We start from the raw sequence: 26644 nt of genomic DNA on the forward strand, positions 1-26644 counted from the left end.
GGCCGGTCGGTAGCTTGCGGAAGCTAGCCGAGAGACCGTGACCCAGACCTATGACGTGGCCGTGATCGGCGGCGGGATCGCCGGGCTCGGCGTGGCCTGGGCGCTGGCCGAGCGGGGACGGCGCGTCGTGCTCCTCGAAGGCGACACTGTCGGACGGGGCGCGTCGTGGGCGGCCGCCGGTATGCTGGCGCCGTCGGCCGAGCTTGGCTTCGAGGAGTTGGACCTGTACACCCTGTCGTTGGAGAGCCTGGGCCGGTGGCCCGACTTTGCCCGTCGTCTCGAAGCGGCCAGCGGCATCGATCTGGGGTACCGCGACGCCGGGACGCTGGCGGTCGCCGACGACCGCGACAGCGCGCGATCCCTGCGGCGGCTGTTCGAGTTCCAGTCCCGGAACGGCGCCTCCGTCGAGTGGCTCTCGGGCGACGACGCGCGCGACCTCGAGCCGCTGCTGTCGCCCCGCCTCCCCGCCGCCATCCTGACTCGCGACGACCATCAAGTGGACAACCGCGCGGTCGTCCGAGCTCTCGCGCGAGCCGCTCGCGCGGCGGGCGTCGAGGTCCGGGAGGGGGCGCTGGTGGTGGGGGTTCGTCCTGACGCCGACGGGCCGTCGGTCCGGCTCGCGAGCGGGGCGGAGGTGGCCGCCAGCGCCGTGGTGCTGGCGGCGGGGGCGTGGAGCGCGGGCATCGGGGGGCTGGAGCCAGCCCCCGCCGTGCGGGGCGTCAAGGGGCAGGCGCTCGCGCTGCGGTCGGTCGTGGGCGTCGAGTTGACGTACACGGTGCGCGGCCCGGACGCGTACCTCGTGCCCAAGGCCGACGGGAGGCTCGTGGTGGGGGCCACCAGCGAGGACGGCGTGACGACGGGCGAGGTGACGGCGGGCGGGCTGTACCGACTCCTGGAAGGCGCCGTCGAACTCGTCCCCGGGGTTGAGGAACTGGCGTTCGAGGAGGCGTGGGCGTCCTTCCGGCCCGCGTCGCAAGACCACGCGCCGTTGCTCGGGCAGAGCCTGCACCCGGGCGTCTTTTATGCCACCGGTCACTATCGTCACGGCGTGCTGCTCGCGCCCGTTTCTGCCGCCGAAGTCGCCGCCGAGGTGGACCGCGCGCTCGCGGGGATGCCCGCCGTCTCGGAGGTCCTCGCGCCGTTCTCGCCCCGCCGCTTCGCCGATTGAGCACGCGGCGCCCGGATCTCACTCGGAGGGCAAGAGTCTCTGTCTCACGCACGACCATCACCATGCCTCAGATCACCGTGAACGGCGAGCCCCGCGAACTGGCGGCGCCCCTCGCCATCGACGCCTTGCTCGAAGCGCTAGGTCGGGACCCGGCCATGCCCGGCGTCGCCGTGGCCGTCGGCGATCACGTCGTCCGCCGCTCCGACTGGTCGGGGACGACCGTCGGCGAGGGTGACCGGGTCGAGATCATCACCGCCTCGCAAGGGGGCTGACGTGGACACCACGACCGACACCCTCTCTGATACCTGGACCGTCGGCGGCGTCACGCTCGCCAGCCGCGTGCTCATCGGAACGAGCCGCTACCGGAGCTTGCAGACGATGCTCGATGCCGTCCGCGCCTCGGGCGCCGAGATCGCGACGGTCTCCGTCCGCCGCCTCGACCTGTCCGACGCGTCCGGCCCGTCGATGCTGGGCGCGCTCCGCGAGCTTCGGACACCTGCTGGCGAACCGCTCCGGTTGCTTCCCAACACCGCCGGCTGCTACACCGCGAAGGAGGCCATCTTTACAGCCCAGCTTGCCCGCGAGGCGCTGGAGACCGACTGGGTCAAGCTCGAAGTGATCGGCGACGACGAGACGCTGTATCCGGACGCCGTCCAACTTTTGAAAGCGGCCTCGGAACTGGTGGCCGACGGCTTCGAGGTCTTTGCGTACTGCGGCGACGACCCGATCACGGCCCGCAAGCTCGCTGACATCGGCTGCGCGGCGGTGATGCCGCTCGGCGCGCCGATCGGGAGTGGCATGGGGCTCGTCAACCCGTACGCGCTCCGCATCATCCGCGAGCTCCTCCCCGACGTGCCCCTCGTCGTCGACGCGGGGATCGGGACGGCCTCGGATGCGGCGCGCGCGATGGAGTTGGGCTACGACGCCGTCCTGCTGAACACGGCCGTCGCGGGCGCCGAGCGCCCCACACGCATGGCCGCCGCCATCCGACATGGGGTCGCCGCCGGACGGCTGGCCTACGGCGCCGGAAGGATCCCGCGCCGCCTCTACGCCCAGGCCTCCACCCCCGACGACGGCCGCGTCGACCTCGACTGATGGCGGGGGCGTCCGGGCCGATTCCGCGCCTGCTGCTCATTGCCGACGGGTTCGTGACGGGCCGGGTGGAGCTCGACGCCACGACGATCCGCCGGCGGACGGTCTCGCTCGTCGAGGCCGGGGTGCCCTGGGTCTCGCTTCGCGACCACGACGCCGACCGGACGGCGTTCGCGAGCGTGGCCACTGAGCTTGCGCGAGCCGTGCGCGACGTCAACCCTGACGTCCTCGTCTCGGTCCACGGCCGGCTGGCGGTTGCCCTCGACATTGGCGCCGGACTCCACGTGGGTCGGCGCGGCGCGTCGCTGCGGACAGCTCGAGAATCCGCGCTCGTCGGCCCGCTCGGCGTCTCGGCCCACTCCGCCAGCGCCGCGCTCCGGGCCGCCAAGGAGGGCGCCGCCTACGCGACGTTGTCGCCCGTCTTTGCCACGCGTACGCATCCAGACGCCGTGCCCGCCGGCATCGACCCGCTTCGGCTGGCGGCCGAGCGATCGCAGCTTCCCATCCTTGCCTTGGGCGGGATGACGCCCCCCCGGGCCCGCATCGCTCGGCTCGTCGGGGCGCACGGCGCGGCGGTGATCTCGTCGCTGCTGTTCGCGTTCGACGAGCGAAAGACGGTCCGCCAGTTTCTCAACGCCCTCGGCGCCACCGACGACCCCACCCGCCTACGATGACCATCCCCACCGCCCTCACCATCGCCGGCTCCGACTCGGGGGGCGGCGCTGGCATCCAGGCCGACCTGAAGGCCTTCGAGGCGCACGGCGTCTTCGGAATGTCGGTCGTCACCGCGATCACCGCGCAGAACACGGTCGCCGTCACGGCCGTGCACGAGGTGCCGGTCGACGTGGTGGCCGCCCAGGTCGACGCGGTCGCCAGCGACCTGCCGGTCGGGGCGGTGAAGACCGGGATGCTGGCGTCGCCCGAGATTGTGGAGGCCGTCGCCGACGGGATCGCGCGGCACGGGCTGGGGCCGGTCGTGGTCGACCCCGTCATGGTGTCGAAGGGCGGGCATCCGCTGCTCGACCCCGAGGCCGTCGCCGCCGTCGTTCGGCGGATGCTGCCGCTGGCGGACCTGCTGACGCCGAACGCCCACGAGGCCGCCCGCCTGACCGGCCGCGACGTCCGCTCGCTTTCCGATGCCCGCCGCGCAGCCCGCCAGCTGCTCGACCTCGGCCCCCGCGCAGTCCTCATCAAGGGCGGCCACCTCGACGACGAGCCCGACGCGGTCGACCTGTTGCTCACCGCCGACGGCGAGACGCTCTTCCGCCAGGCGCGCATCGACACGCCCAACACGCACGGGACCGGCTGCACGTACGCCAGCGCCATCGCCGCCAACCTCGCCCGGGGGCTTGACATCGTTGATGCGGTCGGCGCCGCGCGGCGCTACCTCCAGCAGGCCATTCTCCACAGTCTCGACATCGGCGCCGGCCATGGGCCCACGCGCCACTTCTGGTTTCTCACCGGGACCGAGGCCCACGGGTGAGTCCGTTCGCGCGCTCCGTAGAGGGTCGCGGTGGCTGGCGCGTTCGGCCCGTCTTCATTTGAGGCCGTTCGGGGGCGGGCTATCTTGACCCTGCAGCCGGGGAAACCCGCCGCTTGCGCCCGTAGCTCAGCTGGATAGAGCGTCGCACTACGGATGCGAAGGTCAGAGGTTCGAATCCTCTCGGGCGTACAGCGCCCCTCGCCCTCGGGCGGGGGGCGCTTTGCTTTTGTGCCACGCCTCCGATGGACCCGCTCGCGACGCTCCTCCCGTACCGCCCGCCGCTATGGCTGCGCAGCGGCCACGTGCAGACGGCCGTCGGCTCCATCTTCCGGACCGTCGAGGACGTTGAGTATCAGCGCGAGCGGCTGGAGCTGGCAGACGGCGACTTTTTGGATCTCGACTGGGTCGGGCCCGGCCGCACTCGGGTCGCCGTCGTGGCCCACGGGCTGGAGGGGAGCACGGACCGAGCATACGTGCGTGGGCTGGCGCAGGCGCTCGCGGCGCGGGGTTGGGGCGTCTGCGCGTGGAACCTGCGGGGCTGCTCCGGAGAGCCGAACCGGCTGCTCCGCACCTATCACAGCGGGGCCACGGAGGACCTCGACGCCGTCGTTGCGCATGTGCTCGCGGGCGGTGCCGACGTGGTCGCGGTCGCAGGCTTCAGCCTGGGCGGCAACCTCACGCTGCGGTGGCTCGGCGAGCACGGCGCGTCTCTCGATCCGCGCATCGTCGCCGGGGCGGGCGTCTCCGTGCCGGTCGACCTCGCGGCGTCGGGCGCCGTGCTGGCGCGGACGACGCGAGCGCCCTACATGCGCTATTTCCTGCCCAAGCTGGTCGGCAAGCTGGCCGAGAAGGTGGGCCGTTTCCCCGACGCGCCCGACCTCGACACCGCGCTGTCGGCCCGCAGCTTCGCCGCGTTCGACGACCACGTGACGGCTCCGCTCAACGGATTCACGAGCGCCGCCGACTACTACGCGAACGCCTCGGCGCTGCCGGTCCTCGGCGACATCCGCGTGCCGACGCTGCTCCTCAACGCGCTCGACGACCCGTTCCTGTCGCCGTCGTGCTTCCCGTCCGACCTCGGCGGCCCCTTCCGCTTGCTGGCGCCGCGGTGGGGCGGGCACGTCGCGTTCCTGCGCGGCGACCTGACCTCATGGGCCGACACCGTCGTCGGCACCTTCTTCGACGCAGCACGCTAGCCGACCGCCAGTCGCTCCGCCCCGTCCTCGACGGCGAAGAGCATCAGGAAGCGGCGCAGCAGGTCGTCGGCGTCGGGCGTCTCGTAGAGCGCGTCGATCACGGCGTCGAACTCCGCGTCACCGGCGATCTCGGGGTAGTGATCGCGATACGCCACCAGCCGCTGGCGCTCGGTCTCCACGTCGAGCTCGGAGTGGAACTGCGTCCCGTAGATCGGCGCGTCGCCGAGTCGAAACGCCTGGAACGGAGCTCGCCCGTTCGACGCCAGCTCGACGGCGCCGTCGGGCAGCCGAGCGACCCGATCCTGGTGGCCCATTTGGGTGCCGAAGGTCTCAGGCAGCGTCGAGAACAACGGATCGAGGCGTCCGGCATCGGTAAGGGAGACTCGGTGCGTCCCCATCTCCGCCCGCGTCGGGTCGTTCACCACCTCGCCGCCGAAGGCGCGGGCAACAAACTGGTGGCCCCAGCACGACCCGAACAGGGGGAGCTGGCGGTCGGCGCAGGCGTGGCACAGGTCGATGAGCGCCGGGGTCCAGTCGTACGTCTCGGTCACCGAGTACGCCCCGGCCCCGCCGATCATGACCGCGTCGACGCCGTCGAGCCAATCGGTCGTGATCATCTCGTCAAGGGCATTCGCAGACAGGAGGTTCGCCGCCGCCATCCCGGTCCGCTTCTGGAAGCTGGCACGTTCCTCCGTCAGCACCTCCGGGCGGGTGCGAATCTGGACGAGGCGGACGCGGACGCGGTCGAGGTCGGGGGCCATGTGCACCGGGGAATGGCAGGGTCTACGCCCCACGTGCGGCGCGTGTCCCGGGTAAGGCGGCAGTACGGAGCCGCGTCCACGGGAACGCGTTTACCGATCCATTTCCACCCATCGAATCCATGACTCAGACCCAATCCATCGTCCTCGGCGGCGGCTGCTTCTGGTGCGTCGAGGCCGTGATGAAGCCCCTCCGTGGCGTCACAGAGGTCGTTTCCGGCTACGCGAACGGCCACGTCGCCAACCCGACGTACCGCGAGGTGTGCTCCGGGCAGACCGGTCACAACGAGGTCGTCGAGGTCACCTTCGACCCAGACGTGGTCTCGCTCCGCGACCTGCTCATCGTCTTCTTCACGACGCACGACCCGACGACCTTGAACCAGCAGGGCGCCGACCGGGGCACCCAGTACCGATCCGGCGTCTACGTCACCGACGACACGCAGCGGGAGACCGCTGAGGCCGTCCGAGCGGAGCTGACCGAGCAGGGCGTTTTCCCCGATCCCATCGTGACCGAGATCGAGCCGCTGGCGTCGTTCTACCCGGCCGAGGCGTACCACCAGGACTACTACGCCCGCAACCCCGCGCAGCCGTACTGCCAGGCCGTGATCGCTCCCAAGGTGTCGAAGCTGCGGGCGCTTTACCTCGACCGTCTCGCGGCGTAGCTGAGAACGTGACGTGAAAGGGTGGGGCCGACCGCCTCGGCGATTGCGCCCCGCCCGCGTCGGGGCCTACCTTCGGTTCGCGTCGCCGTCCAGCGTCGACGCCCGATGGGTTCGTAGCTCAGTGGTAGAGCATCCGGCTGTTAACCGGACGGTCGTAGGTTCAAATCCTACCGAGCCCGCCTCGAATCGCCCGCTTCCTTCCCGGTGGCGGGCGATTCCCGTTTGGGGTGGTGCGGTCGGTGTTCGGACTAACGCACACGGGTGGAGCACGGCGCGGCACTCGGTAGGGCAAGGCCGAGCAGGTCCACGCCGAGTCCTTCGAGGCCATAGGCGACGGCTCGATCTCCAGGTCTGACACCGGCGGCGGCTTGGTGGGAGGGTGTCCCCACAAGCCGCCGCCGGGGAATCAGTCGGACGTCTCGCCGGTCGCGCCCTCGCTGTCGGCGTTCCAGGTGTCGTTGCTCGGGTCGGCGTCGAAGACGAAGCCGTCGGGGTTGAGGGTCAGCGACACCACGTCGGTGCGGCCGAAGACGACGTGAGCCTCGGTCGCGCCATCGAGCCAGGTCCGAACAGGGACCTGTTGATCGGCTGTCGAGCCGTCGGCGAACGTGGCCCGGAGGGTCGCGGGCATCGGCGCCAGCCCGAGGTCGTCGATGTGGACGCGCGTCGTGCCATCGGCAAGCGTCTCGACGGCGCCGAGCGCGTGGTCGACGGTCCAGGTCTCAAAGAAGGTCGGTGTCCAGAACCAGTCGAGGTCTTGGCCCAGCCGGTCTTCGAAGGTGTTAAACAGGTCGTAGGGCAGGGGGTGCTTGCCGCGCCAGCGCTGGCCGTAGGCGCGGTAGGCGTCCCAGAACCGGTCCGCCCCGAACACCCCGCGCAGGGCGTGGAGCGCCACGGCCGGCGTCGAGTACGAGGCGATCCCGCGCGCCCGTCCCCCGACCGGGTCCACCTGGCTCGTGCCCCCGCCGATGGGGTAGCGGTCGTTGTGGCGCATCGGCTCGACGGCATAGCCGGACCCCGCCAGCAGGTAGTGCGCCTGGCGGTCCCGGCGCCACGCCTCGATGGTCTCGCGGTCCGGCGCAGAGCCGTCCCAGAAGGCGGCGATCCCTTCGTTCGTGTTGAACGACGTGAGCCCCTCGTCCATCCAGGTGTACGCCTTCTCATTCGTGGCGACCATCATCGGGTACCACATGTGGGCGATCTCGTGGTACGTCACCGAGAACAAGCGGGCGTCGGTCCGGTCGCCGCCGATCAACGTCATCATGGGGTACTCCATGCCGCCGCCGATGATGCCCTCGACGGCCGTCATGTGGGGCCAGGGGTAGGGCCAGAGCATCTCCGAGAGGTGCTCGATGGAGAACCGGGCGAACTCGGCCGCGCGGTCCCACGGGGCGACCGTTGGGCGGACGCCGTCGGGCCGGTAGAAGGCGTGGATGCCGACGGCCTCGGGCGTCCCGTCGCCGTCCTGGTCGACCTTGGCGTGGGTCGCGTCCCAGACGTAGCTCGCGCTCGCGGAGATCGCCACGTCGCGCACGTCGTCGGCGGCGAAGCGCCAGACGCGGCGGCCGGACGGCGCGGGCGCGAGGGCTTCGGCGTGCTCGCCCGGCCCCACGACCGACACGACGTCGTCAGTGCTCATCGCTCGCGCCAGCCGCCCCTGCGTGCGGGCGCTGTAGAGCTCGGCCTCGTTCGTGATCCGGCCCGTGCCGTAGACCAGCATGTCGGCTGGGGCGTCGAGCGAGTAGCGGAAGTCGCCGAACTCCAGGTAGTGCTCGCCCATGCCGAGGTACGGGTCGGTGTGCCAGCCGTAGACGTCGTCGTAGACGGCGACCGTGGGGTACCAGTAGCCGAGGTAGACGACCTCGCCGTCGGTCCCCTGGCGGTACGTGCCGGTGTGGGGCGGGATCACAAAGCTCCAGGCGACGCCGATCTCGACGGACGCACCGGGCGCGAGCGGCTCGCGGAGCGCGGCGGTTAGGATCGTGCCCTGGACGGCGTACTCGCCGGGCTCGACGGTCCCGCCGTATGCGCCGGGCGTCTCGGCCTGCGAGGCGTCCAAGAAGTCGGCCCCGGCGACCGACAGCCGCGCCAGCGTCATCCCGCCGGTGACGGTCACAGGCCGGTTACGCGGCACGCCTGGGGCGTGGACGTTCTGGCGCAGCTTCATCACGAGGAACGCCAGCGAGTCGGGCGAGGCGTTGTGGTACGTGATGGTACCGGTCGCCGAGAGCGTCATCGTCTCCGCGTCCAGGCGGGCGTCGATGGCGTAGTCGGCTCGGTTGGTCCAGTAGGTCGGGCCGGGCTCGCCGGTCGTGGTCCGCGTCCCGTTCGCGATGGCCTGCTCGACCTGGGGCGGCAGCATTACGGGATACGGTTGGACGCGCTGGGCGCTGGGGGCGCTGGCGGCAAGGGCGAGGGCGGCGACGAGAAGCGAGCGGAGGGTCATGCGGGGGGACGTGGCGAGCGGTGCGAACGGGGAGCGGTCTAAGGGTAGCGCCGCGAGATAGCCGCTTGTGGTCTCGCGGCCCCGGTGGAGTTGCCGTGGAGAACCCGGCGCGCTGGCGGTCCGGCCGGGTGCGTGCCTAGCTTGTGGTCCCGCTGCCCGAGTGGCGGAATTGGTAGACGCGCACGATTCAGGGTCGTGTGTCCTTACGGACGTGCTGGTTCGATTCCAGTCTCGGGCACAGAGCCTTCGGGCTAGGCCCCTAAGTCACAACGACTTAGGGGCCTTATTGTTTTTGTTGGTACAGGCCCAGGTACAGGTTTTTACTCAGGCGGCCCGGCGGAGCGCCGTCTCGTCAGGCGGGGCCTTACGGACGGTGACGAAGCCAGTGGCCCGCGTGCAGGAGGCGACCCCGGCTTTCTCCTCGTACGTCTTGAGGGCCTTCAGTTCGTCGCTGAGCCGCTCCATGGCCGGGCTGTACTCGTAGGTCCGGCGCGTGCGGACGGCGAGCGTGTGGCCGAGCAGGTCGGCCGTGGAGCCGTCCTCGTCCAAGAGGGCGGAGTAGATCACCGGCTCTAAGACCTTGATCTCGGCGTCGATCCGCTTCCGCTCCGCCTTGAGGTCGAGGTAGCGGGCAAGGTCGGCGGGGTCGTCGAGGGTGCGGAGGGTGTCGTACATCGGTCGAGGGGTCTGGAGAGTCGAGGGGTGCCCGGGGCCGGTGCCGACCCCGGGCGCCGGCCGGCTAGGTGTAGAGGGCGATGAGGGCCGGGTCCTCGCAATCGAAGAGGAGGGCCTCGTACTTGGCGCACTGGAGCTCGAACTCGATCGAGGTCTCGATCTCGTCGAGGAGGTCCGGGGTACAGGACACGGGGCGCCGGTCGGCGTCTTGATCCCCCCGATCTCGTAGCGGCCGGGCTCGACGGCGACGACGGAGAGCGTGCCGTGGAAGCGGGAGGGGACGGGTACTTGCCCATGTCCAACAGTCAGGGCGGACCGTGACACCCCACAGTCACTTGGCGGACCCTAAAAAGTACAGGGAGAGCTTAGCCCATCAAGACTCTTTTCAGTCGAACGCGCAGACTGCACACGGGTCGCCCTCATAGTCCGTCGGGCGGCCCCAACACCTCCGGCGTCAGAGGCTTAGTTGCCCTGCGTGAACGACGCCGAGTTGCCGTCACCGATCTGGGTGACGTGGGCCGAGTTTCCGCCGCTAGCGAAGGGGGGGGTACCCTGCGTGACGATCGCCGTGTTGGCGTCGCCGGACTGGTTCACGACGGCGTCGTTGCTGTCGCTTTCAAGGTCGATCAGGACGTAGTTGCCGTCGCCGATCTGGGTGACGTCGGCCGAGTTTCCGCCGCTAGCGAAGGGGGGGGTACCCTGCGTGACGATCGCCGTGTTGGCGTCGCCGGACTGGTTCACGACGGCGTCGTTGCTGCCGGTGGAGATCTGGTCGACGAAGACGGAGTTGTCGTCGCCGGACTGGTTCACGACGGCGTCGTTGCTGCCGGTGGAGATCTGGTCGACGAAGACGGAGTTGTCGTCGCCGGACTGGTTCACGTCGGCGTCGTTGTCCTCGCCGACCTGGTCGACGTCGGCGAAGTTGTTGTCGCCGGCCTGGTTGGAGCGGGTCGTGTTGTGGTCTTGGGCCTGGGCACTGGCCCCGGCCACGAGGCCGAGCGCGAGGGCGAGGGTTAAGAAGAAGCGGGTCATGGTGCGCGGCCCCTGCGGAGCGTCTAAGGGAAGGATGTGAGCGGGGGCCGGTCGTGGGCGGCGGTGCCGCCCTGGGCCGGGGTCCCACTGTCAAACCATAGGCCGCGCACCCGGAACGCCCCCGCCCGGGCCGACCCTGTACGTCCGGGGCAACGCCGCGGCGCCCCCGAGAACTCCGTCGCGTCGCTTAAGGGGGAGGGCGGAGCGCCTCGGCACTGCTACCTAACAAACTATAAGTTGGCAACCTAACATGATAAAAAATAACTCATTAGCGATCGAGGTGGGCCGCCGCTCGGGCGGCATCACGGCGCCGAGGTAGACGAGGAGCGCGGCCGAGTTCACACCGCCGGACACGCTAATGAGTGGCCTCTCCTTCGATAGGTCGAGCGGGCCGTCGGGGTGGAGATCGGGCGAGAGGAGCGGCTGCATGGGCGGGGGGACGTTCGTGAGGTCGGGCGCTATGGGGCGGCGAGGAGGCGGCGGACGTCGCCGGGCGTGGCCCCGGTGCTCTCGGCGAGCCGTCGGTAGAGCGAGTCCCACTTCCGCGACTCCTGCCGGCTCCGGTACGTGAGCCGGTGACAGGCCCGGCACGCGAACCGCGTCGCCCCGGCGGGCAGGTGGACGGTCCCGACCCTCCGACCGCACGGGCGGGCTGCGGAGGGGCCGGGGCAGAGGAGCCAGCGGCGGGCGCCCCCGAACCACTGGGCCGTCCCGTCGGTGTCGAGGTCGAGCGCCACGTCGAGCATCCCAAAGAGGAAGGCGCCGGGCGGTTTCGGCTCCCCGCTGGCGTCCGTCGAGTAGGCACGGGCGATGGCGGCGGCCTGGGGGATGAGCGGGACGGCCACGCGCTTCTTCGTCTTGCCCATGCGGTAGGAGAGCCGGAGGGTGCCCTCGGCATCGGGGTCCGGCGTCACGTCGCCGCACCGGAGCCCGGCGACGTCTCCGAACCGGACGCCGGCCGCGTAGAGCGAGAACAGGAACACGTCCCGGGTCCGGGCCTCCAGGCTCGCCCCGGGTCCACCATGCCCGAGGTCGAGCCGCTCGAGCGCGCGGAGTTGGTCCACCGTCAGCTTCGGCCGGTCGGGCCGCTGTGCCAGGCCGGGGGAGTACGAGAATCACGGGTCGGCCTCTCGGGACACGAGCCCCTCCCGGATGGCCCGGCGGAAATGGATCTTGACGACGCCGACGTTGGCGTGGACCGTGGACGCCTTGTTCTTCTTCACACCGAGGAGGTGGGCCTCATAGTCGCGGAGGAACTGGGGGGTGATCCGCTCGAAGGGGAGTGTGCCCCCGTCCGCCTCGATGAACGCGCGGAGCTTGCCGACGACGACGGACTCCCGCCGGACCCGCCGGACGTTGCCCCCCTTGCCCACGCCTTTTAGGAACCGCTCGACGTACGCGAGGAAGCACCTGGCGGAGTCCTCCTGGGGTGGGGGAGGGGCCACGGCCTCACGCAGGGCGTCGAGAATGACGGGCTCCCGATCCATGATCAAACGGAGTCGCTCCTCCTCGACCTCGGCTAGCCGCTTGGCGATAATCCCATTGAGCCGCTCGGCGTGGGGGTGCCCCTTGCGGACCTCCCGCTTTCGGTCGTTCCAATGGCGGGGGTGGAGATAGATTCCGAGCGAGTGATACACCGTGCCCCGGGCGTCGGAGAACCGGAGCCAGGGCGGCGCGTGCCCGTCAGGCCTCGCTTTTGGCAGCCGGAGGGATCGGGGTGACGGTGGCCATAGGTACAGGTCCGGGTACAGGTTTCCACGGCCTATGTTAGTATCAAGGGGTGTCAAGTAGCGTCACACCCGCGCAACGCAGTGCGGGAAGGCCGATCTCGCTCCGCACCGGCCTCGACTGATATCGCCCCGTGCTTCAGTCTCGGGCACCCCAGGGGGGCCGTTGAAAGCGATCTCGGCGGCCCTTTTGCGTTCAGGAAGGCTCGCGGCACTACGACCGGGGGCGGCTCTCCGCCGGCGCCGAACGGACCCTGTCGAGCCACGAGGCGTCGGGCTCGTACCCGTGGCGCTGGAGCATGGCGAGGAGGTCCGGGTGGCGGGTGAACAGATCGAGGACCCGTCGAAGGTGCTGGGGAGCCCGCCACCGCCCAGTCCGCGCGGGGTCGACCGGGTCGTTGCACCGAACGAGGCCGGGGGCCACGGGGCGCCGCCCGCCTTCGTAGCGGTAGGCGTGGCGCTCCGGCGCGAGATGAAAGGCGGAGATGGGCCGCGTGAAGGGGACGCCGAGGCCGGCTTCCAGCGTGGCTTGGACCGTCTCGGGGTCGGACACGAGGTCCTCGAACCGGACCACATGAGCGGCGACCCCCGCGAGCTGGGTGGCCGTCTGAATTGCCGCGTGGACCTCTCGTACCCCGCCCGAGACCTCCCTCAGACGATAGGGATAGGTGCCCTGCACGCTCCAGCGCCGGTCGTACCCGATAAAGTAGCGGTCCGGCGCGTTCGGGTGGACCGAGGTCAGAACGTCGCGGAGATCCCGCACCACAAGGACCACGTGGATCGCCTTGCCATGGACGTTCCGACGCGGGAGGTCGGCAAGGTCGAACACGTCGACTGGGCGCTTGGAAGCCCGGTCCCCGAAGCGCCACAAACTCGCGTGCGCCGGGGCCTCGAACGGCTCGAAGGCGACGCCGTCGAGCGACGCGCTCAGCATGTTGTACAGGAGCGACGTGCCGCCGCGAGGGTAGCCGCAGACCACGATCTGGAGGCGCGGTCGGTGGTCGCCACGGTGCCGCGCGGCCTCACGCCGCAGGGACTGGAAGGGGGTCCCGAGGGTGCGTTGCATCTGGAGACCAAAGGCCCGGCCGCTCTGCCAGACGGATCGGGCGCGCTCGATCACGACGCGGTGGGCGCCGACGCCTCGGGTGCGAGGGGCTCGCGACCCTCCAGAATCGCGTCGCAGATTGCGTCGAGCCCCGCGTACTGGCCGGGCGCAAGGGAGCCGAGGTCAGGCACGTCGATCCCCCGAAACCGTCCCGGCTCGCTCGTGCCGAGGAAGGGGAATGGGATGTGGGCGAGCCCAAAGAAGGCGTACGCGTAGCGCCAAGCCGCGTCCGGGTCGTCGGGTGTGGGCAGCGTGCCGGAGGCCGCGTGGCCGAGGAGGTCGAGGTACGCCTCTGGGGTAGAGGGGTCGAGGGTGAACCCTTTCCCGCGGTAGTGGGTCTTGGCCGCGACGACCGTGGGCCGCCCCATGAGCGCGGCTTCTAGCCCGATCGTCGACGTGTACGCGAGCACGGCGTCGCTGTGCTCGACGAGTTGGTAGGCGTTGAGCGGCGCCTCCGGCGGGACAAGCGTGACGTTGTCCGGGAGTGTGGCAAACCGGGCGGCGAGATGGTCCGCGACCGGCTCGACGGTCCGCCCGGCCCGCGATGTCACCTCGGCAGGGTGGATGCGGAGGGTGAGCCCCCCCTCGGGGCGGTCACGGAAGAACGAGACCGTCGTGTCGATCCAATCGTAGAGGTCGCGGAAGGCGATCGCGCGGTCCTGCACGGCGACGTCCCACACGACGTTGGTGAACAGGGACACGTGGGGGCGCCCCGCTCGGATCCCAGCCGTTCGGCGGACCGCCGCCTCGTCGGCGCGCGGCCGATGGGTAAGCGCCGTGGAGGCCCCGCGGCAGCGGTCGGCGAGGACTGCGCGGACGCTGGCGCGCTGCGCCTCCGTGAGCGGATTGTCCTGGACGGCAGCCCAGGCGGCCGGGCAGTCGCGGTTCGTGGCGGCCCCGTCGAGGCGGAACTGAAGGGTGTGGCGCATGAAGCCCGGCTCGTAAGTGTAGATCGGGATCTCCCGCTCCCGGCACAGGTCGAGCAGCAAGCGCTCACCAAAGAACGAGCCATTGACCGTTACGACCGCCTTGGGGAGATACGCGTCGAGCGCGCGCGGCAACGTGGTGGCGAGGGTCCGGGCCGCGCCGAGAAACGCCCGCCGGAGCCGGGTGCCGCGGGCGTCGCCGGGGAGGTGGGCGCGGCGGTAAAACCGTCGCATGGAGGGCGTGATGATCGGGCCGAGGTCGGAGATATGGTCGGGCTCAGCCCCGGAGTGGTCCGCGAAAGACTCCAGTCGGTGGACCGGAAAAGGAAGGTGCCGCTCCAACGCGCCGGCCCACATCTCGATCACACGGGCTCGTGTCGGGGCCGTGTGCCGGTACCACCGCTGGTCGCACATGGGCAGAGCCTCGCCCTGGAGGAGAAACGAGCAGTCCGCGCCGCGCAGCGAGAGCGCGAGGGCCAGGACCGACTCGTAGGCCACGTTACCCGTCCACGATGGCTTTAGGCTCACGAACAGGATGCGGGGACCGGTCCGTTCCGTAGGGAGGTCGGCCCCAAGGCGGGCCACGTCGGCGAGCAGGCGGGCCTCGGGTTGCAGTGCCAGCGACGACGTGGCCTCCCAGAGGGGGAGGCCCAGGAGGGTCGCGGCGTCGGAACGGAGGCCTCGGAGAGTTGCGCGAGTCATGGCGAGAGGCAAGACGACGGGACCGGCCCGCATCGGCCGGGCCGACGGGTCTGCGTAGACAAACTAGGGGGGGAGTGCCGCCCGGTTCTCCAACTCGACTATCCTCCTTGGCCCTCCGTTCGTCCCCACGCCCCATGGCCGCCTTTCCCGAGGGCGAGACGATCTTGTTTCTCAGCGAGACGCCGTCGCCTTTAGGCGACTGGCTCCGAGAGCGCGGGAACTATGTCGCATACCAGTCCCGCCCTCTCGACGGCAAGGGGGCACCCGCCGACGTCTCGTTCAGCATCAGCTTTGGGTATCGCCACCTCATCGATGTCGAGCGTGTTGGGCTCGCCGACGACCGGATGGTCAACCCCCACATCTCGTTCCTGCCCTGGAACCGGGGGGCGACCCCACCCTCTGGAGTGTCATCGATGGCACGCCGTCTGGCGTCTCGATCCACTACGTCGACGCGACGATCGACACTGGGGATCCGGTCGCGCAGCGCGAGGTCCCCGTCGAGCCCGAGACCGACACGCTGGCGACCACGTACCGCCGGCTGCACCACGCGATCCAGGCCCTGTTCCGGGAGCCCTGGCCAGCGATCCGCGCGGGCACCTGCCAGAGGACGCCCCGGCCGGCCGGCGGCTCGGTCCACCGTGTCGCTGACCGGGCGTCGGTCGAGCACTTGCTGACCAAGGGGTGGGATACGCGCGTATCCGACCTTATCGAGCAGGGGCAGGGCGGCTTGCACTCCCCCTAACGGGGAATGCAGCAGGGCTCCCACACGCCTGAGCGGAGCCTTCGGCTTCGCGGCACTAGCTTCCAGCCCCCTCCCGTCCGGCCGTGTCTCACCGCCTTGCCTCCGACCGCCCCGTTGCGAGTGCCTTGGATGGGAAGTCGGTGCTGGTGACGGGCGGGACCGGATCGTTCGGTCGGGCCTTCACGCGGGCCGTGCTCGAGACGACAGGCGTGCGCCGCGTGATCATCTTCAGCCGCGACGAGCTGAAGCAGTGGGAGATCCGCCAGCAGCACCCGGACGAAGACCGGCTGCGGTTCTTCATCGGGGACGTCAGGGACCACGCCCGCCTCCTCCGCGCCTTCGACGGGGTCGACATCGTGGTCCATGCGGCGGCGCTCAAGCAGGTGGTGGCGACGGAGTACAACCCGATGGAGGCGGTCAAGACCAACATCCACGGGGCCCAGAACGTCATCGAGGCGGCGATCGACCGGGATGTCGAGCGCGTCGTCGCGCTCAGCACGGACAAAGCGTGCAGCCCGACGAACCTCTACGGTGCCACGAAGCTGGTGAGCGACAAGCTGTTCGTCCACGGCAACTCGTACGTCGGCGCCCACCGCACGCGGTTCTCGGTCGTCCGCTACGGCAACGTGTTCGGCAGCCGGGGGAGCGTGCTTCCCGTGTTCCAGCGCCACGCCGAGGCAGGCGTGCTCCCGATCACAGACGAGCGAATGACCCGGTTCTGGATCTCGCTGGACCAGGCGGCGGTGTTTGTGCTGGCGTGCCTGGGCTCGATGGAAGGGGGCGAGGTGTTTGTGCCCAAGCTGCCGAGCTTCCGCATCGTCGACCTGGCTCGGGCTGTCGCCCCGCGCGCCGAGCTGGCGGTGATCGGGATCCAGCCCGGCGAGAAGCTCCACGAGGAGTTGATCAGTGCGCACGACGCGCGCCGGTCGGTGGACGCGGGGCGGTGCTACGTCGTCCGGCCGGGGGCGGGGCCGACGGGCGCGTTGAACGGGTGGGCGCCCCTCCCGGACGGGTTCTCGTACCGGAGCGACACCAACCCGGAGTGGATCGGCACCGACGAGCTTCGGGAGGCGATCGGCCGTGTCTGAGCGTCCGCTCCCCTATGGCCGGCAGGACATCGCACCTACCGACGTCGAGGCGGTCCGGGCCGTCCTCAGCTCGGACTTCCTCACGACGGGGCCCGAGGTGGAGTGCTTCGAAGGGGCCCTGAGCGAGGTGTCGGGGGCCGCCCTCGCCGTCGCCGTCAGCTCAGGGACGGCCGCGTTGCACGCGGCCTACGCCGCGCTCGGGGTCGGCCCCGGCGACGAGGTGGTCACCTCGCCCATGACGTTTGCGTCGACGGCGAATGCCGCCCTCCACCTCGGGGCGACGGTCCGGTTCGTCGACGTCGAGCCCGACACGGCGACGCTGGACCCGGCCCGCCTCGACGACGCCGTCACCGACCGGACGCGTGCCATCTGTGCCGTCGACTACGCCGGCCACCCCGCCGACTACGACGCGATCCGGGCGGTCGCCGATCGGCACGGCCTCCCGGTCGTCGCCGACGCGGCCCACTCGCTGGGGGCCAGCGTCGGTACCCGGCCTGTCGGGACGCTCGCGGCGCTGACGGCGTTCAGCTTCCACCCGGTCAAGGTGGTCACGACGGGCGAGGGCGGCGCCCTGGTTACGGACCGCGCCGACCTCGCGGCGGCGGCCCGCCGCTTCCGATCGCACGGCATCCGCCGTGCCGACGAGCTGGCCGACGCCGAGGGCCCGTGGTGGTACGAGATCGACGAGGTCGGGCTCAATTACCGCATCACCGACCTCCAGTGCGCGCTGGGGCGTGCGCAGCTCGCCCGCCTCGGGGCGTTCGTGGAGCGGCGCCGGTCCATCGCCGTCCGGTACAGCGAGGCGTTCGCCGACCTCGACGCGCTACGGCTCCCGGTCGTGCGCGCCGGCGTCCGGTCAGCGTGGCACCTCTACGTCGTCCGCGTACGCGGCGACGGGACCGAGCGGAAGCGGCTCTTCCTGCGCCTCCGCGAACTGGGGCTGGGCGTGCAGGTCCACTACATCCCCGTCCACTACCACCCGGCGTACCAGCGGCTCGGCCACCGCCGGGGCGACCACCCCGTCGCCGAGGCGCACTATCGCGAGTGCCTGTCGCTGCCCCTCTACCCGGCGCTGAGTGACGACGACGTGGAGTCAGTCGTGGACCGCGTGCGACGGGCCGTCGCCGAGGTGCTTTAGCGGTGCCCCGCGTCGCAGCCATCGTGCAGGCCCGGATGGGGTCGACACGGCTCCCAGGCAAGGTCCTGCTCGATCTCGGCGGCAAGCCCGCCATCGAGCGCGTCGTCGAACGCGTGGGCCGCATCGACGGGCTCACCGACATCGTGGTCGCCACGACTCAAGAAGCGCAGGACGATGCCCTGGTCGAGGTCGTGGAGCGGATCGGGGGCGTCGATGTCGTCCGGGGCGCGACCGACGACGTGCTGGGCCGATATTGCGAGGCGGCCCGGCACGTCGACGCCGAGGTCGTCGTCCGTCTCACCGGAGACTGTCCGCTCCTCTGCCCCTCGGTCTCCGCGCGCGTCTTGGCCGCGTTCCTCGCCGCGCCGTGCGACTACGCCTCGAACACGCTGGCGCGGCGGTTCCCGCGGGGCCTCGACACCGAGGTGATCGCGCGCGGGGCCCTGGAGCGGGCCGCGGCCGAGGCCCGGCGCCCCGACGAGCGCGAGCACGTGACGCCCTACGTCTGGCGCCGCCCCGAGGCGTTCCGACTCCGTTCCGTCACCGACACCGCTGATCACAGCGACCTCCGCCTCACCCTCGACACGCCGGAGGACTACGCGCTCCTCTCGCGGGTCTACGCCGACCTCGGCGGGCGTCCGGCCTTCGACTACCCGGACCTCCTCGCCTGCCTCGCCCGACACCCCGACTGGCGGGCCCTCAACGATCACATCGAGCAGAAGCCGGTCTAGCGCATGAACGAGATCACGATCGGATCGCGGCGCATCGCGGACGACACGCCGCCCTACGTCGTCGCCGAGATGTCGGCGAACCACCTCGGGGACGTGGGCCGAGCCGTCGCGATCGTAGAGGCCGCGGCGGCCGCCGGCGCCGACGCCGTCAAGCTCCAGACGTACACCGCCGACTCGATGACGCTACGGTCGGACCGTGCCCCGTTCCGTGTCTCCGACGACACGCCGTGGGGCGGCACGACGCTCTATGAGCTGTATGAGCGGGCCGCGACGCCCTGGGCGTGGCACCCGCGGCTCAAGACTCTGGCCGAAGGGCTGGGCTTGGACCTGTTCTCCTCGCCATTCGACGCGGCGACAGTGGACGCCCTCGATCGGCTGGGCGTGCCTGCCTACAAGGTGGCGTCGTTCGAGATCGTGGACCTCCCACTGCTCCGGGCGGTCGCGGCGACGGGAAAGCCGGTGATCGTGTCCACGGGGCTGGCGACGCGCGAGGAGGTCGACGAGGCCGTCACCACGCTGCTCGAGGCGGGGGCGTCCGAGATTGCGCTCTTGACGTGCACGAGCGCCTACCCTGCACGGCCCGACGAGATGAACCTGCGCGGACTGGGGGCACTGACGGACGCGTTCGGGACCGTGGTGGGGCTGTCGGACCACACACTCGGGGAGACCGTACCCGTCGCGGCCGTCGCCTTGGGGGCGCGGATCGTGGAGAAGCACCTCACGCTCGCACGGGGCGACGGCGGGCCGGACGCGGCGTTCTCGCTCGAGCCCGACGAGTTCGCCCGGATGGTCCGGGCCGTCCGCGAGGCCTACGACGCACTGGGCGGGGAGGGGTGGGGCCCGACCGACGGCGAACGGCCCTATCGGTCCTTCCGGCGCTCCTTGTGGGTCGCCGAGGCGATCCCGGCCGGCAGCGCGGTGACGCCAGCGAACGTCCGCGTGCTGCGCCCGGGCCACGGCCTCCACCCCCGCCACCTCGGCGACGTCATGGGCCGGAGTGTCGCGCACGACCTCGACGCGGGCACCCCGCTCACGTGGGACGCGCTGTCGGGCAACCCCAGTCGCACGACCGGGTAGGTCGCGTCTCTCAGTCAGGTACCCACAGGCCTCGAGTCTGGAGGTGAGCACGGAGGCCGTCGCGGCCCGCCGCCCACCGATCCCGGGGAAGCGTGAGGCGTCGGACCTCGACGGCCGCGCGGTGGGCGGTCGCGGGAAGCGTTCGGCGTCCGTCCTCAACGAACCCCAGGGCACAGTGGAATGCGAGGCCCCGGGCGTTGGCCACGAGCACCTCGGCCCACACGTCACGGAGGCCGAGCCCCGAGAAGGCGTGGTCGAGGACCGTCGCTGCGGCCCACGTCCCGACGCCCTGGCCGCGCGTGGCCTCGTCGGCGAGGTAGAAGCCCCACGAGCAGCGGTCGGCCGTGAGGTCGGTGAGGCTCCACAGGCCCACAGGCTGCTCGTCGGCTTCGACGATCCAGTACCGGGAGCGGGCGTCGGTCCGGCCCGACCGCCACCAGTTGCGGTGCTCCGCCTCCGTGATGACGTGGGCCGTGAGCATGTGCCGCGCGACTGACGGTTGATTCCGCCAGGCGAGGACGCGGGGTTCGTCGTCGGGGCGGAGGTCGCGAATGGCGAGTCGCATCACGGGCCCGGGGCGATGGTGGGGAGGGGAGTCCCGATCCCCGCCACCTCGAGCACAGCCCGAGCCACACGGTCGGCGCCGCGGCCGTCGACGAGCGTGGCCGCCCGCTCGCCGAGGCGGGCCAGCCGGTCGGGGTGATGGAGGACGTCGGCGAGCCACGTCTCCAGCTCGGCGTCGGTCAGCGCGTCGATCCGACCGCCGTAGAGGAGGGCGCCCGCGTCGTGCAGCCGGGTCGCGTTCGGCTCTTGGTTGGGTGCGACTGCAAAGGCGACGGTGGGCACGCCGAGGGAGGCGAGCTCCCACAGAGTCGTGCCGGCGGCGACGATGGCGAGGTCGCACGCCTCCATGAGCGCGGCCATGTCGCGGACGTCGGACTGCACGGCGACGGCGTGGCCCCATGAGCGGGCGGTGGCGACGGCCGCGTCCAACGCCTCCGAAGCCGAGCAGCCTGGGCCCCGAACCACGGTCACGTCGAACGGCGGAGCCCTGAGCGTCCCGAGGACGCGGGCCGTGGCCTCGGTCGGGTCGGAGCCCCCGAAGCTGAGCAGGAGGCGGGTCCTCGGCCCCGCCTCGGGGGCCGGCCGCGCGGGACCGACGAACTCCGAGCGCAGCAGGACGAACGCTGGCCCGAGGAGGAGGCGCGGGCGGCCCTCACGCCTCTCGTACGGGAGGGCCTCGGCGTCGAGCGCGGCGTTCACGATGGCATCCGCGGGGAGCCGAACGTGGCCGAGATCGTCGAACACGACCGTCGGTCGGAGCGCCGATGCAGCGCCGACGTAGGCGGCGTCGAAGGCGTACCCGTCGAGGACAACGACTCGCGCGTCGACGTCGACGGCGAGGGCCGCAAGGCGTTCGAGGTCGCTGGGCGACCCGCTCGGCGCATCGAGCGTCACCACCCGGACGCCACGTTCTCGCGCGAGGCCGGGGAACGGACCGCCGCCGCCCATCAGGAACACCGCCTCGGCGCCGTGTCGCCCGAGGGCCTCAGCGAGGGCGACCTGGCGCATCAGGTGGCCGGCGCCGACGGCCCCCGACGCGTCGAGGCGGACGAGGACGGTGGCGCGCGTCGCGTCTCGGGCCAGGCGAGGCATCGGGGAGGGAGCAGGTCGCGTGTCTGAGCGTCGAGGGTAGGGTACGTACTCTGCGCCATGCCCACGTTCTCCGTCCTCATCCCGGCGTACCAGGCGGCCGACACGGTCGGGCGCGCGGTCCGGTCGGCGCTGGACCAGACGCTGCCGCCGCGCGACGTGATCGTCTGCGACGACGGGTCGACGGACGATCTCGCCGGCGCGCTCGCCCCGTTTCCCGGGGTGACGCTCGTCCGCCAGACCAACCAGGGGGTTTCCGCCGCGACGAACCGGGCCGCCTCGGAGGCGCGCGGCGAGGTCCTCGTCAAGCTCGACGCCGACGACGCGTGGCGTCCGGGCCGCCTCGCGGCGATCGGCGCCTTGTTCGACCGGCGCCCCGAGATCGACATCGTCACCACCGACGCGACCGTCGTCGAGCTCGATGGGTCCACGTGGCGGTACTACGAGGGCCGCCCGCCGTTTCCGCCTCCAGAAGCCCAGCGCCTGGCCATCTTGCGGGGCAACTTCATCTTCGGGTCGGCGGCCGTGCGGCGCGCGGCGTTCGACCGCATCGACGGGTTCCGTGTCGACGTGCGTCACCAGGGGGAGTACGAAGGGTGGATCCGGATGGTCATGGCCGGGTCGAGAGCCGGCCTCATCCCAGAGCCTCTCGCCTTCTATTACCGCCGCCCGTCCAGTCTCAGCGCACGGAGTTGGGAGCGGGCGTCGACCATTCACGAGACGCTGTCACGCATCGAGGCGACCCAGCACCTCAGCGCGGCGGAGCAGCGGGCGATCCGGGGCCACAAGGTGCGGCTCAGCGTCTCGCCCCGAGGCGGTCGACTCCGGACCGCGCTGCTCGATGTCCTCACTTGGTCAGAGGGCCCGGATGGATCGAGGGGCGCTCCCCGTCCTCTGGCGCCGCGACGGTGACCGCAGGGGGATGAGGCCGAGTTCCGCGTAGAGGGCCTCACACGTCCGCTCCGTCGCGCTGCCGACGTTGGCGTAGAACAGATCGGCCACGCGTTGCCGCTGCCGCCGGCCGTCGGCGGGCGTACGCAGGGCCTCGTCCACGAGCGGGGCGACAGAGGAGAACGAGGGGGCCTGCCGGGCGGCCGATGCGATGAGCGTCTGCCGCCGGCGCTGAATGGGGTCGTCGTCCGGGTGGGCGGTCGGGTAGAGAACGACGGGCTTGTCCATCAGCATGAAGCCGAGCGCGCGACTGGACCGTCCGGTGACCAGCACGTCCGCGTGGGCTAGGGCCTCGTAGTCGTCGGGCTCCCAGTCGAACTCGAGCCCGGAGCGTTCGTAGGCATCGAACGTCGAGGCCCAGTCGACGCGAGCCCCAGCTGCCCCGCGAAGCATGAGGTAGTGGGGCTTCAGGACCACCTGGACCGGCAACCGGCGCAAGCCCGCGATGACCTGGTCCAATCGGACGTCAGGGGGGGGCGCCTCCCCGCGGAAGTCGCGCCAGTGGGGCGCGACCAGCACGACCGGTCGCTTCGGGGGACCTCCGGAACGCACCTGGGCCGGGGGGGGCGAAGGCTTCCCGTGGAATCGATCGAACGTGGGGAGCCCCGTGACATAGACCCGAGGGGGGTGCCGGGTGTCCTGGATCTGGTCACGTATCGTGTCCCCATCGTGTTGCCCCCCAACGATCACGCTGTCGAAGTCGGCGAGGCGGGGGCGGAGCGGGTGGGGCCGGAACTCGCGGAGGCCGATGGCCACCCCGTGCATCAGTAAGCACCGATGCGTCGGGCGGAAGGGGAACACGGCGCTGACGTCCGCCGCGATGCAGAGGTCGATGTCCCACCACAGCGTCTTCCAAAGCGGTACGACGTTGTCCTCATCGAAGCCGAACTGCTCGGTCGCCATCGCTCGCAGACGACGCCGCTCGCTCGCCCCATAGTCCGGGTGCGGGACGACGACAAAGAGGGTCTCGACGTGTCCGTCCGCTTTGAGGTGTGCGATCAGGGGCCCGAAGTCGGCGGCGAGGTAGCTCGCATAGGCCTGGAACGCGACGCGCGGCCTGCCTGCTGAGGGCCGGCAGACCGCTAGGCCAAGCACCGCCCCCGCGATGGCCTCCAGCCCGACGATCCCACAGCGAGCGAGGCGGGCCGCACGGCGACGGACGTTCCAGAGGTTCATAGCGGGGCCGGCCTTCGAGGTCGGAAAGGTAGAGCGCCGCTTCCCCCGCTCGTCTCATGCCTTGAGGGCCTCTGGGCACGCGGCCCGCTGGTCCTCTCGTGGACGAGCGCGTGCAGTGGGGCAGAGCCGTCCAGCGCTCACAGGGGCTGCCCTGCGCACTGGGTGTGCAGCAAGGGGAGCAGGTAGACGTGCATTCGGGTGCGTCCCCGCAGCTTCCCCCCGTCTCGTCCTCTCGGACCCTGTGCAACGCCGGGCCCGGTGCGGATCTGGACTGCGACCTCCCCGGGCTGGGTGGCCGGCCGTACGGGACGGCAGGATCCCTATCTTCAGTCTTACTTGCCGGCTCGGCCGAGCACCAGACGCCACGCGAGCACCAGACGCCACGAGCGTTGATGTTGGGACCTCGGCCCGGCCAGATGCGATGGCCGTCGACTACATCGCCGACTATGAGATCGAAGGAGTAATTGGGGAGGGCGGGATGGGGGTCGTCTACCAAGCCCGGCACCCCCGGCTCGACCGTGCGATTGCGTTAAAGGCGATCGCACCCCACCTGGGTTCCGACCCCGAAGCGAGCAGCCGGTTTATCCAAGAGGCGAAGATCGCGGGGTCGCTGGATCACCCGAATGTGTGCACCATCTACGACGTGGGCCGTGATGGCCAGGGCAGATTGTACATGGTGATGGCTCTCTACCGGGGCTCCACGATCCGCGAGATGATTGATCAGGCGGAGATCGATCTGCCGACGTGCATCGACTTTGCGATTCAAATCGGAGAGGGGCTTATGAGAGTGCATGAAGAGGGGATCGTCCACCGAGACGTAAAGCCATCGAACCTCTTCGTGACTCGACGTGGCGTCGTCAAGATCTTAGACTTTGGCGTCGCAAAGCTGGGAAGCGTGACGCGCGCCGAGCCGGACGTAAGGCCAGGGACAGTCCGCTACATGAGCCCCGAACAGCTACGTGGGGAGGGCGTGGACGAACGGGCCGACATCTGGGCTCTCGGGGTCGTCCTCTATGAAATGGCGGCCGGTCGCTGTCCGTTTCGTGGGGAGTACCACCAGGCCGTGGTCTACTCCATCTTGCACGAAGCGCCAGAGCCGATTCGGTCGGTGAACGCGGAAGGGACGGAGGCGCTGGACGAGGTGTTGGGCCGATTCCTCAGCAAAGACGTTGAGGGTCGTTTTCAGACGATGGCGGAGGCCGTCGCTGCCTTGCACGCCCTGCGTAGCGCCCGCCGAGCGGCGTCGGGCTGGCAAGCCTGGCCGTGGCGAGCCGGCGCTGTTCTGGCCCTGGCCGTGTCGCTACTCTGGGTGGCGTACCTCGCTTCAGCAGAACGGCCGGGCGCGGCGCTCTTCAGCCCCGGCCGCACGGCCCAACTCACACGAGGAGAGGGTTTGGAACTGGACCCCGCCCTCTCACCGGACGGCAAGATGGTCGCCTACGCGGCGGGCAGGGAGGGGGCGATGCGCCTCCACGTCCGGCACATCGCCGGTGGCCGGCCTATCGCCTTGACCGAGGGCGTCCCCGGCGACCACCGTCGGCCGCGGTGGGCTCCCGACGGAAACCGGATCGCCTTCCAATCTCAGGGCGACATCTACACAGTGCCGACTTTCGGAGGCGTTCCGAGACGACTCGTCGACGCGACGGACGGGGGGCCGGCCGGGAGCCTGGCGTGGTCGCCGGACGGCCGACAGATCGCCTATACGGTCGGGCAGCGCATCTTGGTGCGGGGGGTCGACAGCGGCGCGGCGAGCCCGATCGTGGACGGGCTCCACGAACCTCACTCCCTGTCGTGGTCTCCCGACGGGGACCGGCTTGCCTACGTCGAGGGCAACAGCGGGTTCGTCGTGAGCGACCCGTTCTACGGGCCGCTCGGCAACATCGCCCCGAGCTCGCTGTGGGTCGTGCTGGTCGGGGGCGGGGCGCCCGTCCGTCTGACCGACCACGACCACCTGGACATGAGCCCCGTCTGGGCCCCCGACGGGCGACGCCTACTCTTCGTCTCGGACCGTGACGGAAGCCGGGATGTTCACCTCCTCGAGGTCGGGGCGTCGGGCGAGCCGGAGGGCCCGCCCGTGCGACTGACGACCGGCTTAGATGCCCACACCGTGCACCTGTCGTCCGATGGCGCCCGCCTTGCCTACTCGGTCTTTACCTACCGTCAGAACATGTGGTCCGTACCCATCCCCGAGTCCGGTCCATCGTCGGTAGCGGTGGCCGAGCCGGTCACGACCGGCAACCAGATCATCGAGGGGATCGGGGTCTCGTCTGACGGCCGGTGGCTCGTGTTCGATTCAAACGTCAGCGGCAACCAAGACATCTACAAGATGCCCCTCTATGGAGGAGAGCCCGAGCCCCTCACTGAGCACCCGGCCGACGACTTCCTGCCCTCGTGGTCACCCGACGGACAGGAGGTGGCGTTCTACTCGTTTAGGCAAGGCAACCGGGACCTCTACACTGTGTCGGCGACGGGCCGGCACCTCCGCCAACTCACCGCCGGCCCGTCGCAGGAGAGGTACCCCGACTGGGCCCCCGACGGGCGTCGAATCGTATTCCACAGCGACCGGTCGGGCCGGCAAGAACTGTACACACTCTCATGGGACGCGGATTTGGAGACGTGGGGCGCTCCCCGACAGCTCACCTTCGATGGAGGAGACCAGGCGCGGTGGTCGCCCCGCGGGGACCTCATCGCGTATATCGCAGGGCTGAGTCTTCGGGTCATCGAGCCACGTGGAGGTGCGCCTCGGGTGCTGGTCCAGACGGCCGACGCCGCCGTGTTGCCCCGGCCTCGATTTCCTGAATGGTCTGAGGACGGTCGTACGGTGTACTACAAAGCGTTCGACGCAGAGTGGAAGTCGAGCATCTGGTCGGTTCCCGTCACCGGCGGCGAGCCCACGCTCCTCGTCCGGTTCGATGACCCGCGGCGTCCGTCGTACCGAGAGGAGTTCGCGGCTGGCGCTGGCCGCTTCTATTTCACGGTCACGGAGCAAGAGAGCGACATCTGGACGATGGACATGCTGGGCGGGCGGGATTGACGTTCCCTGCCCCGGTGTCCAGGGCTCACGGGGTGCCGCCTGGGCTCCATCCAGTCGGCCAGCGGGGAATGGGGCAGGCTCA

Annotated in this window: 26 protein-coding genes and 3 tRNA genes; 17 read left to right on the top strand and 12 right to left on the bottom strand. The window is 70.6% G+C overall.

Annotation, left to right across the window (positions count from 1 at the left end):
• The first annotated feature begins 37 nt into the window (after positions 1 to 37).
• From thiO to ACLII4_RS11410, 7 genes are all read left to right on the top strand, one after another.
• Complete coding sequence (gene thiO, locus ACLII4_RS11380; RefSeq protein ID WP_412067521.1) at positions 38 to 1168, top strand: glycine oxidase ThiO; 1131 nt, start codon at positions 38 to 40, stop codon at positions 1166 to 1168.
• Between the two features lie 62 nt (positions 1169 to 1230).
• A complete protein-coding gene (thiS, locus tag ACLII4_RS11385; RefSeq protein ID WP_412067522.1) occupies positions 1231 to 1440 on the top strand; it encodes a sulfur carrier protein ThiS in 210 nt (69 codons plus the stop codon).
• A gap of 1 nt (position 1441) precedes the next feature.
• Positions 1442 to 2263 carry a thiazole synthase gene (locus tag ACLII4_RS11390; RefSeq protein ID WP_412067523.1) on the top strand — a complete coding sequence of 274 codons (822 nt, stop codon included), beginning with the start codon at positions 1442 to 1444 and terminating at the stop codon, positions 2261 to 2263.
• Entirely contained in the window at positions 2263 to 2934 is a 672-nt protein-coding gene (locus tag ACLII4_RS11395) for a thiamine phosphate synthase (RefSeq protein ID WP_412067524.1), read from the top strand. The genes ACLII4_RS11390 and ACLII4_RS11395 overlap by 1 nt, the downstream gene beginning before the upstream one ends.
• Positions 2931 to 3743, top strand: coding sequence for a bifunctional hydroxymethylpyrimidine kinase/phosphomethylpyrimidine kinase (thiD, locus tag ACLII4_RS11400; protein WP_412067525.1), 813 nt, complete (start codon positions 2931 to 2933; stop codon positions 3741 to 3743). The genes ACLII4_RS11395 and thiD overlap by 4 nt, the downstream gene beginning before the upstream one ends.
• 115 nt (positions 3744 to 3858) lie before the next feature.
• A tRNA-Arg gene (locus ACLII4_RS11405) sits at positions 3859 to 3932 on the top strand.
• Between the two features lie 53 nt (positions 3933 to 3985).
• Positions 3986 to 4939, top strand: coding sequence for a YheT family hydrolase (locus ACLII4_RS11410; RefSeq protein ID WP_412067526.1), 954 nt, complete (start codon positions 3986 to 3988; stop codon positions 4937 to 4939).
• Here ACLII4_RS11410 and ACLII4_RS11415 read toward each other — a convergent pair.
• Positions 4936 to 5700 (bottom strand): type 1 glutamine amidotransferase, encoded by a 765-nt coding sequence (locus ACLII4_RS11415; protein WP_412067527.1) that lies wholly within the window; start codon positions 5698 to 5700, stop codon positions 4936 to 4938. The genes ACLII4_RS11410 and ACLII4_RS11415 overlap by 4 nt on opposite strands.
• 119 nt (positions 5701 to 5819) lie before the next feature.
• Here ACLII4_RS11415 and msrA point away from each other — a divergent pair, with 119 nt between their 5' ends.
• Positions 5820 to 6359, top strand: coding sequence for a peptide-methionine (S)-S-oxide reductase MsrA (msrA, locus tag ACLII4_RS11420; protein WP_412067528.1), 540 nt, complete (start codon positions 5820 to 5822; stop codon positions 6357 to 6359).
• A gap of 107 nt (positions 6360 to 6466) precedes the next feature.
• Positions 6467 to 6538: transfer RNA gene (locus ACLII4_RS11425), tRNA-Asn, on the top strand.
• A 227-nt stretch (positions 6539 to 6765) separates the two neighbouring features.
• Here ACLII4_RS11425 and ACLII4_RS11430 read toward each other — a convergent pair.
• The gene (locus ACLII4_RS11430) at positions 6766 to 8805 is read right to left on the bottom strand and encodes a M1 family metallopeptidase (protein WP_412067529.1); all 2040 of its coding nucleotides are present in this window, start codon (positions 8803 to 8805) and stop codon (positions 6766 to 6768) included.
• Between the two features lie 154 nt (positions 8806 to 8959).
• On the opposite strand from ACLII4_RS11430, the gene ACLII4_RS11435 reads away from it, so the two are divergent.
• A tRNA-Leu gene (locus ACLII4_RS11435) sits at positions 8960 to 9043 on the top strand.
• An 86-nt stretch (positions 9044 to 9129) separates the two neighbouring features.
• Here ACLII4_RS11435 and ACLII4_RS11440 read toward each other — a convergent pair.
• The 7 genes from ACLII4_RS11440 to ACLII4_RS11470 all read right to left on the bottom strand — a co-directional run bounded on the left by ACLII4_RS11440 (position 9130) and on the right by ACLII4_RS11470 (position 14972).
• On the bottom strand, positions 9130 to 9480 hold the full coding sequence (locus tag ACLII4_RS11440; protein ID WP_412067530.1) for a hypothetical protein: 351 nt from the start codon (positions 9478 to 9480) through the stop codon (positions 9130 to 9132).
• Between the two features lie 64 nt (positions 9481 to 9544).
• Positions 9545 to 9670: a hypothetical protein gene (locus tag ACLII4_RS11445; protein WP_412067531.1), complete on the bottom strand. Its 126-nt coding sequence runs from the start codon at positions 9668 to 9670 to the stop codon at positions 9545 to 9547.
• A 272-nt stretch (positions 9671 to 9942) separates the two neighbouring features.
• Entirely contained in the window at positions 9943 to 10512 is a 570-nt protein-coding gene (locus ACLII4_RS11450; protein ID WP_412067532.1) for a hypothetical protein, read from the bottom strand.
• Between the two features lie 458 nt (positions 10513 to 10970).
• Positions 10971 to 11576 (bottom strand): hypothetical protein, encoded by a 606-nt coding sequence (locus ACLII4_RS11455; RefSeq protein ID WP_412067533.1) that lies wholly within the window; start codon positions 11574 to 11576, stop codon positions 10971 to 10973.
• Positions 11577 to 11627: 51 nt separating this feature from the next.
• Entirely contained in the window at positions 11628 to 12299 is a 672-nt protein-coding gene (locus ACLII4_RS11460) for a phage integrase SAM-like domain-containing protein (protein WP_412067534.1), read from the bottom strand.
• Between the two features lie 154 nt (positions 12300 to 12453).
• On the bottom strand, positions 12454 to 13305 hold the full coding sequence (locus ACLII4_RS11465; protein ID WP_412067535.1) for a sulfotransferase domain-containing protein: 852 nt from the start codon (positions 13303 to 13305) through the stop codon (positions 12454 to 12456).
• Between the two features lie 50 nt (positions 13306 to 13355).
• Positions 13356 to 14972 carry a hypothetical protein gene (locus ACLII4_RS11470; RefSeq protein WP_412067536.1) on the bottom strand — a complete coding sequence of 539 codons (1617 nt, stop codon included), beginning with the start codon at positions 14970 to 14972 and terminating at the stop codon, positions 13356 to 13358.
• A gap of 436 nt (positions 14973 to 15408) precedes the next feature.
• Between ACLII4_RS11470 and ACLII4_RS11475 the strand changes: the two genes are divergently transcribed.
• From ACLII4_RS11475 to pseI, 5 genes are all read left to right on the top strand, one after another.
• Entirely contained in the window at positions 15409 to 15714 is a 306-nt protein-coding gene (locus tag ACLII4_RS11475; RefSeq protein ID WP_412070564.1) for a hypothetical protein, read from the top strand.
• A gap of 83 nt (positions 15715 to 15797) precedes the next feature.
• Positions 15798 to 16802 (top strand): UDP-N-acetylglucosamine 4,6-dehydratase (inverting), encoded by a 1005-nt coding sequence (gene pseB / locus ACLII4_RS11480; protein ID WP_412067537.1) that lies wholly within the window; start codon positions 15798 to 15800, stop codon positions 16800 to 16802.
• Positions 16795 to 17940, top strand: coding sequence for a UDP-4-amino-4,6-dideoxy-N-acetyl-beta-L-altrosamine transaminase (pseC, locus tag ACLII4_RS11485; protein ID WP_412067538.1), 1146 nt, complete (start codon positions 16795 to 16797; stop codon positions 17938 to 17940). Before pseB ends, pseC begins: the two co-directional genes overlap by 8 nt.
• A 2-nt stretch (positions 17941 to 17942) precedes the next feature.
• Complete coding sequence (locus ACLII4_RS11490; RefSeq protein ID WP_412067539.1) at positions 17943 to 18671, top strand: cytidylyltransferase domain-containing protein; 729 nt, start codon at positions 17943 to 17945, stop codon at positions 18669 to 18671.
• Positions 18672 to 18674: 3 nt separating this feature from the next.
• A complete protein-coding gene (pseI, locus tag ACLII4_RS11495; RefSeq protein ID WP_412067540.1) occupies positions 18675 to 19748 on the top strand; it encodes a pseudaminic acid synthase in 1074 nt (357 codons plus the stop codon).
• A gap of 10 nt (positions 19749 to 19758) precedes the next feature.
• Here the strand turns inward: pseI and pseH are convergent, their stop codons facing one another.
• Together pseH and pseG are read right to left on the bottom strand one after the other, a co-directional pair.
• A complete protein-coding gene (gene pseH, locus ACLII4_RS11500; protein WP_412067541.1) occupies positions 19759 to 20313 on the bottom strand; it encodes a UDP-4-amino-4,6-dideoxy-N-acetyl-beta-L-altrosamine N-acetyltransferase in 555 nt (184 codons plus the stop codon).
• Positions 20313 to 21404 (bottom strand): UDP-2,4-diacetamido-2,4,6-trideoxy-beta-L-altropyranose hydrolase, encoded by a 1092-nt coding sequence (pseG, locus tag ACLII4_RS11505; protein ID WP_412067542.1) that lies wholly within the window; start codon positions 21402 to 21404, stop codon positions 20313 to 20315. Before pseG ends, pseH begins: the two co-directional genes overlap by 1 nt.
• Before the next feature lie 57 nt (positions 21405 to 21461).
• On the opposite strand from pseG, the gene ACLII4_RS11510 reads away from it, so the two are divergent.
• Positions 21462 to 22313 (top strand): glycosyltransferase family 2 protein, encoded by an 852-nt coding sequence (locus ACLII4_RS11510; protein ID WP_412067543.1) that lies wholly within the window; start codon positions 21462 to 21464, stop codon positions 22311 to 22313.
• Here ACLII4_RS11510 and ACLII4_RS11515 read toward each other — a convergent pair.
• The gene (locus ACLII4_RS11515) at positions 22257 to 23528 is read right to left on the bottom strand and encodes a CDP-glycerol glycerophosphotransferase family protein (protein WP_412067544.1); all 1272 of its coding nucleotides are present in this window, start codon (positions 23526 to 23528) and stop codon (positions 22257 to 22259) included. The two genes, ACLII4_RS11510 and ACLII4_RS11515, sit on opposite strands and share 57 nt — an antisense overlap.
• 421 nt (positions 23529 to 23949) lie before the next feature.
• Here ACLII4_RS11515 and ACLII4_RS11520 point away from each other — a divergent pair, with 421 nt between their 5' ends.
• On the top strand, positions 23950 to 26562 hold the full coding sequence (locus ACLII4_RS11520; protein ID WP_412067545.1) for a protein kinase domain-containing protein: 2613 nt from the start codon (positions 23950 to 23952) through the stop codon (positions 26560 to 26562).
• Positions 26563 to 26644: the final 82 nt, after the last annotated feature.

The organism is Rubrivirga aquatilis (genome assembly GCF_046845665.1).
Lineage (GTDB): Bacteria > Bacteroidota > Rhodothermia > Rhodothermales > Rubricoccaceae > Rubrivirga.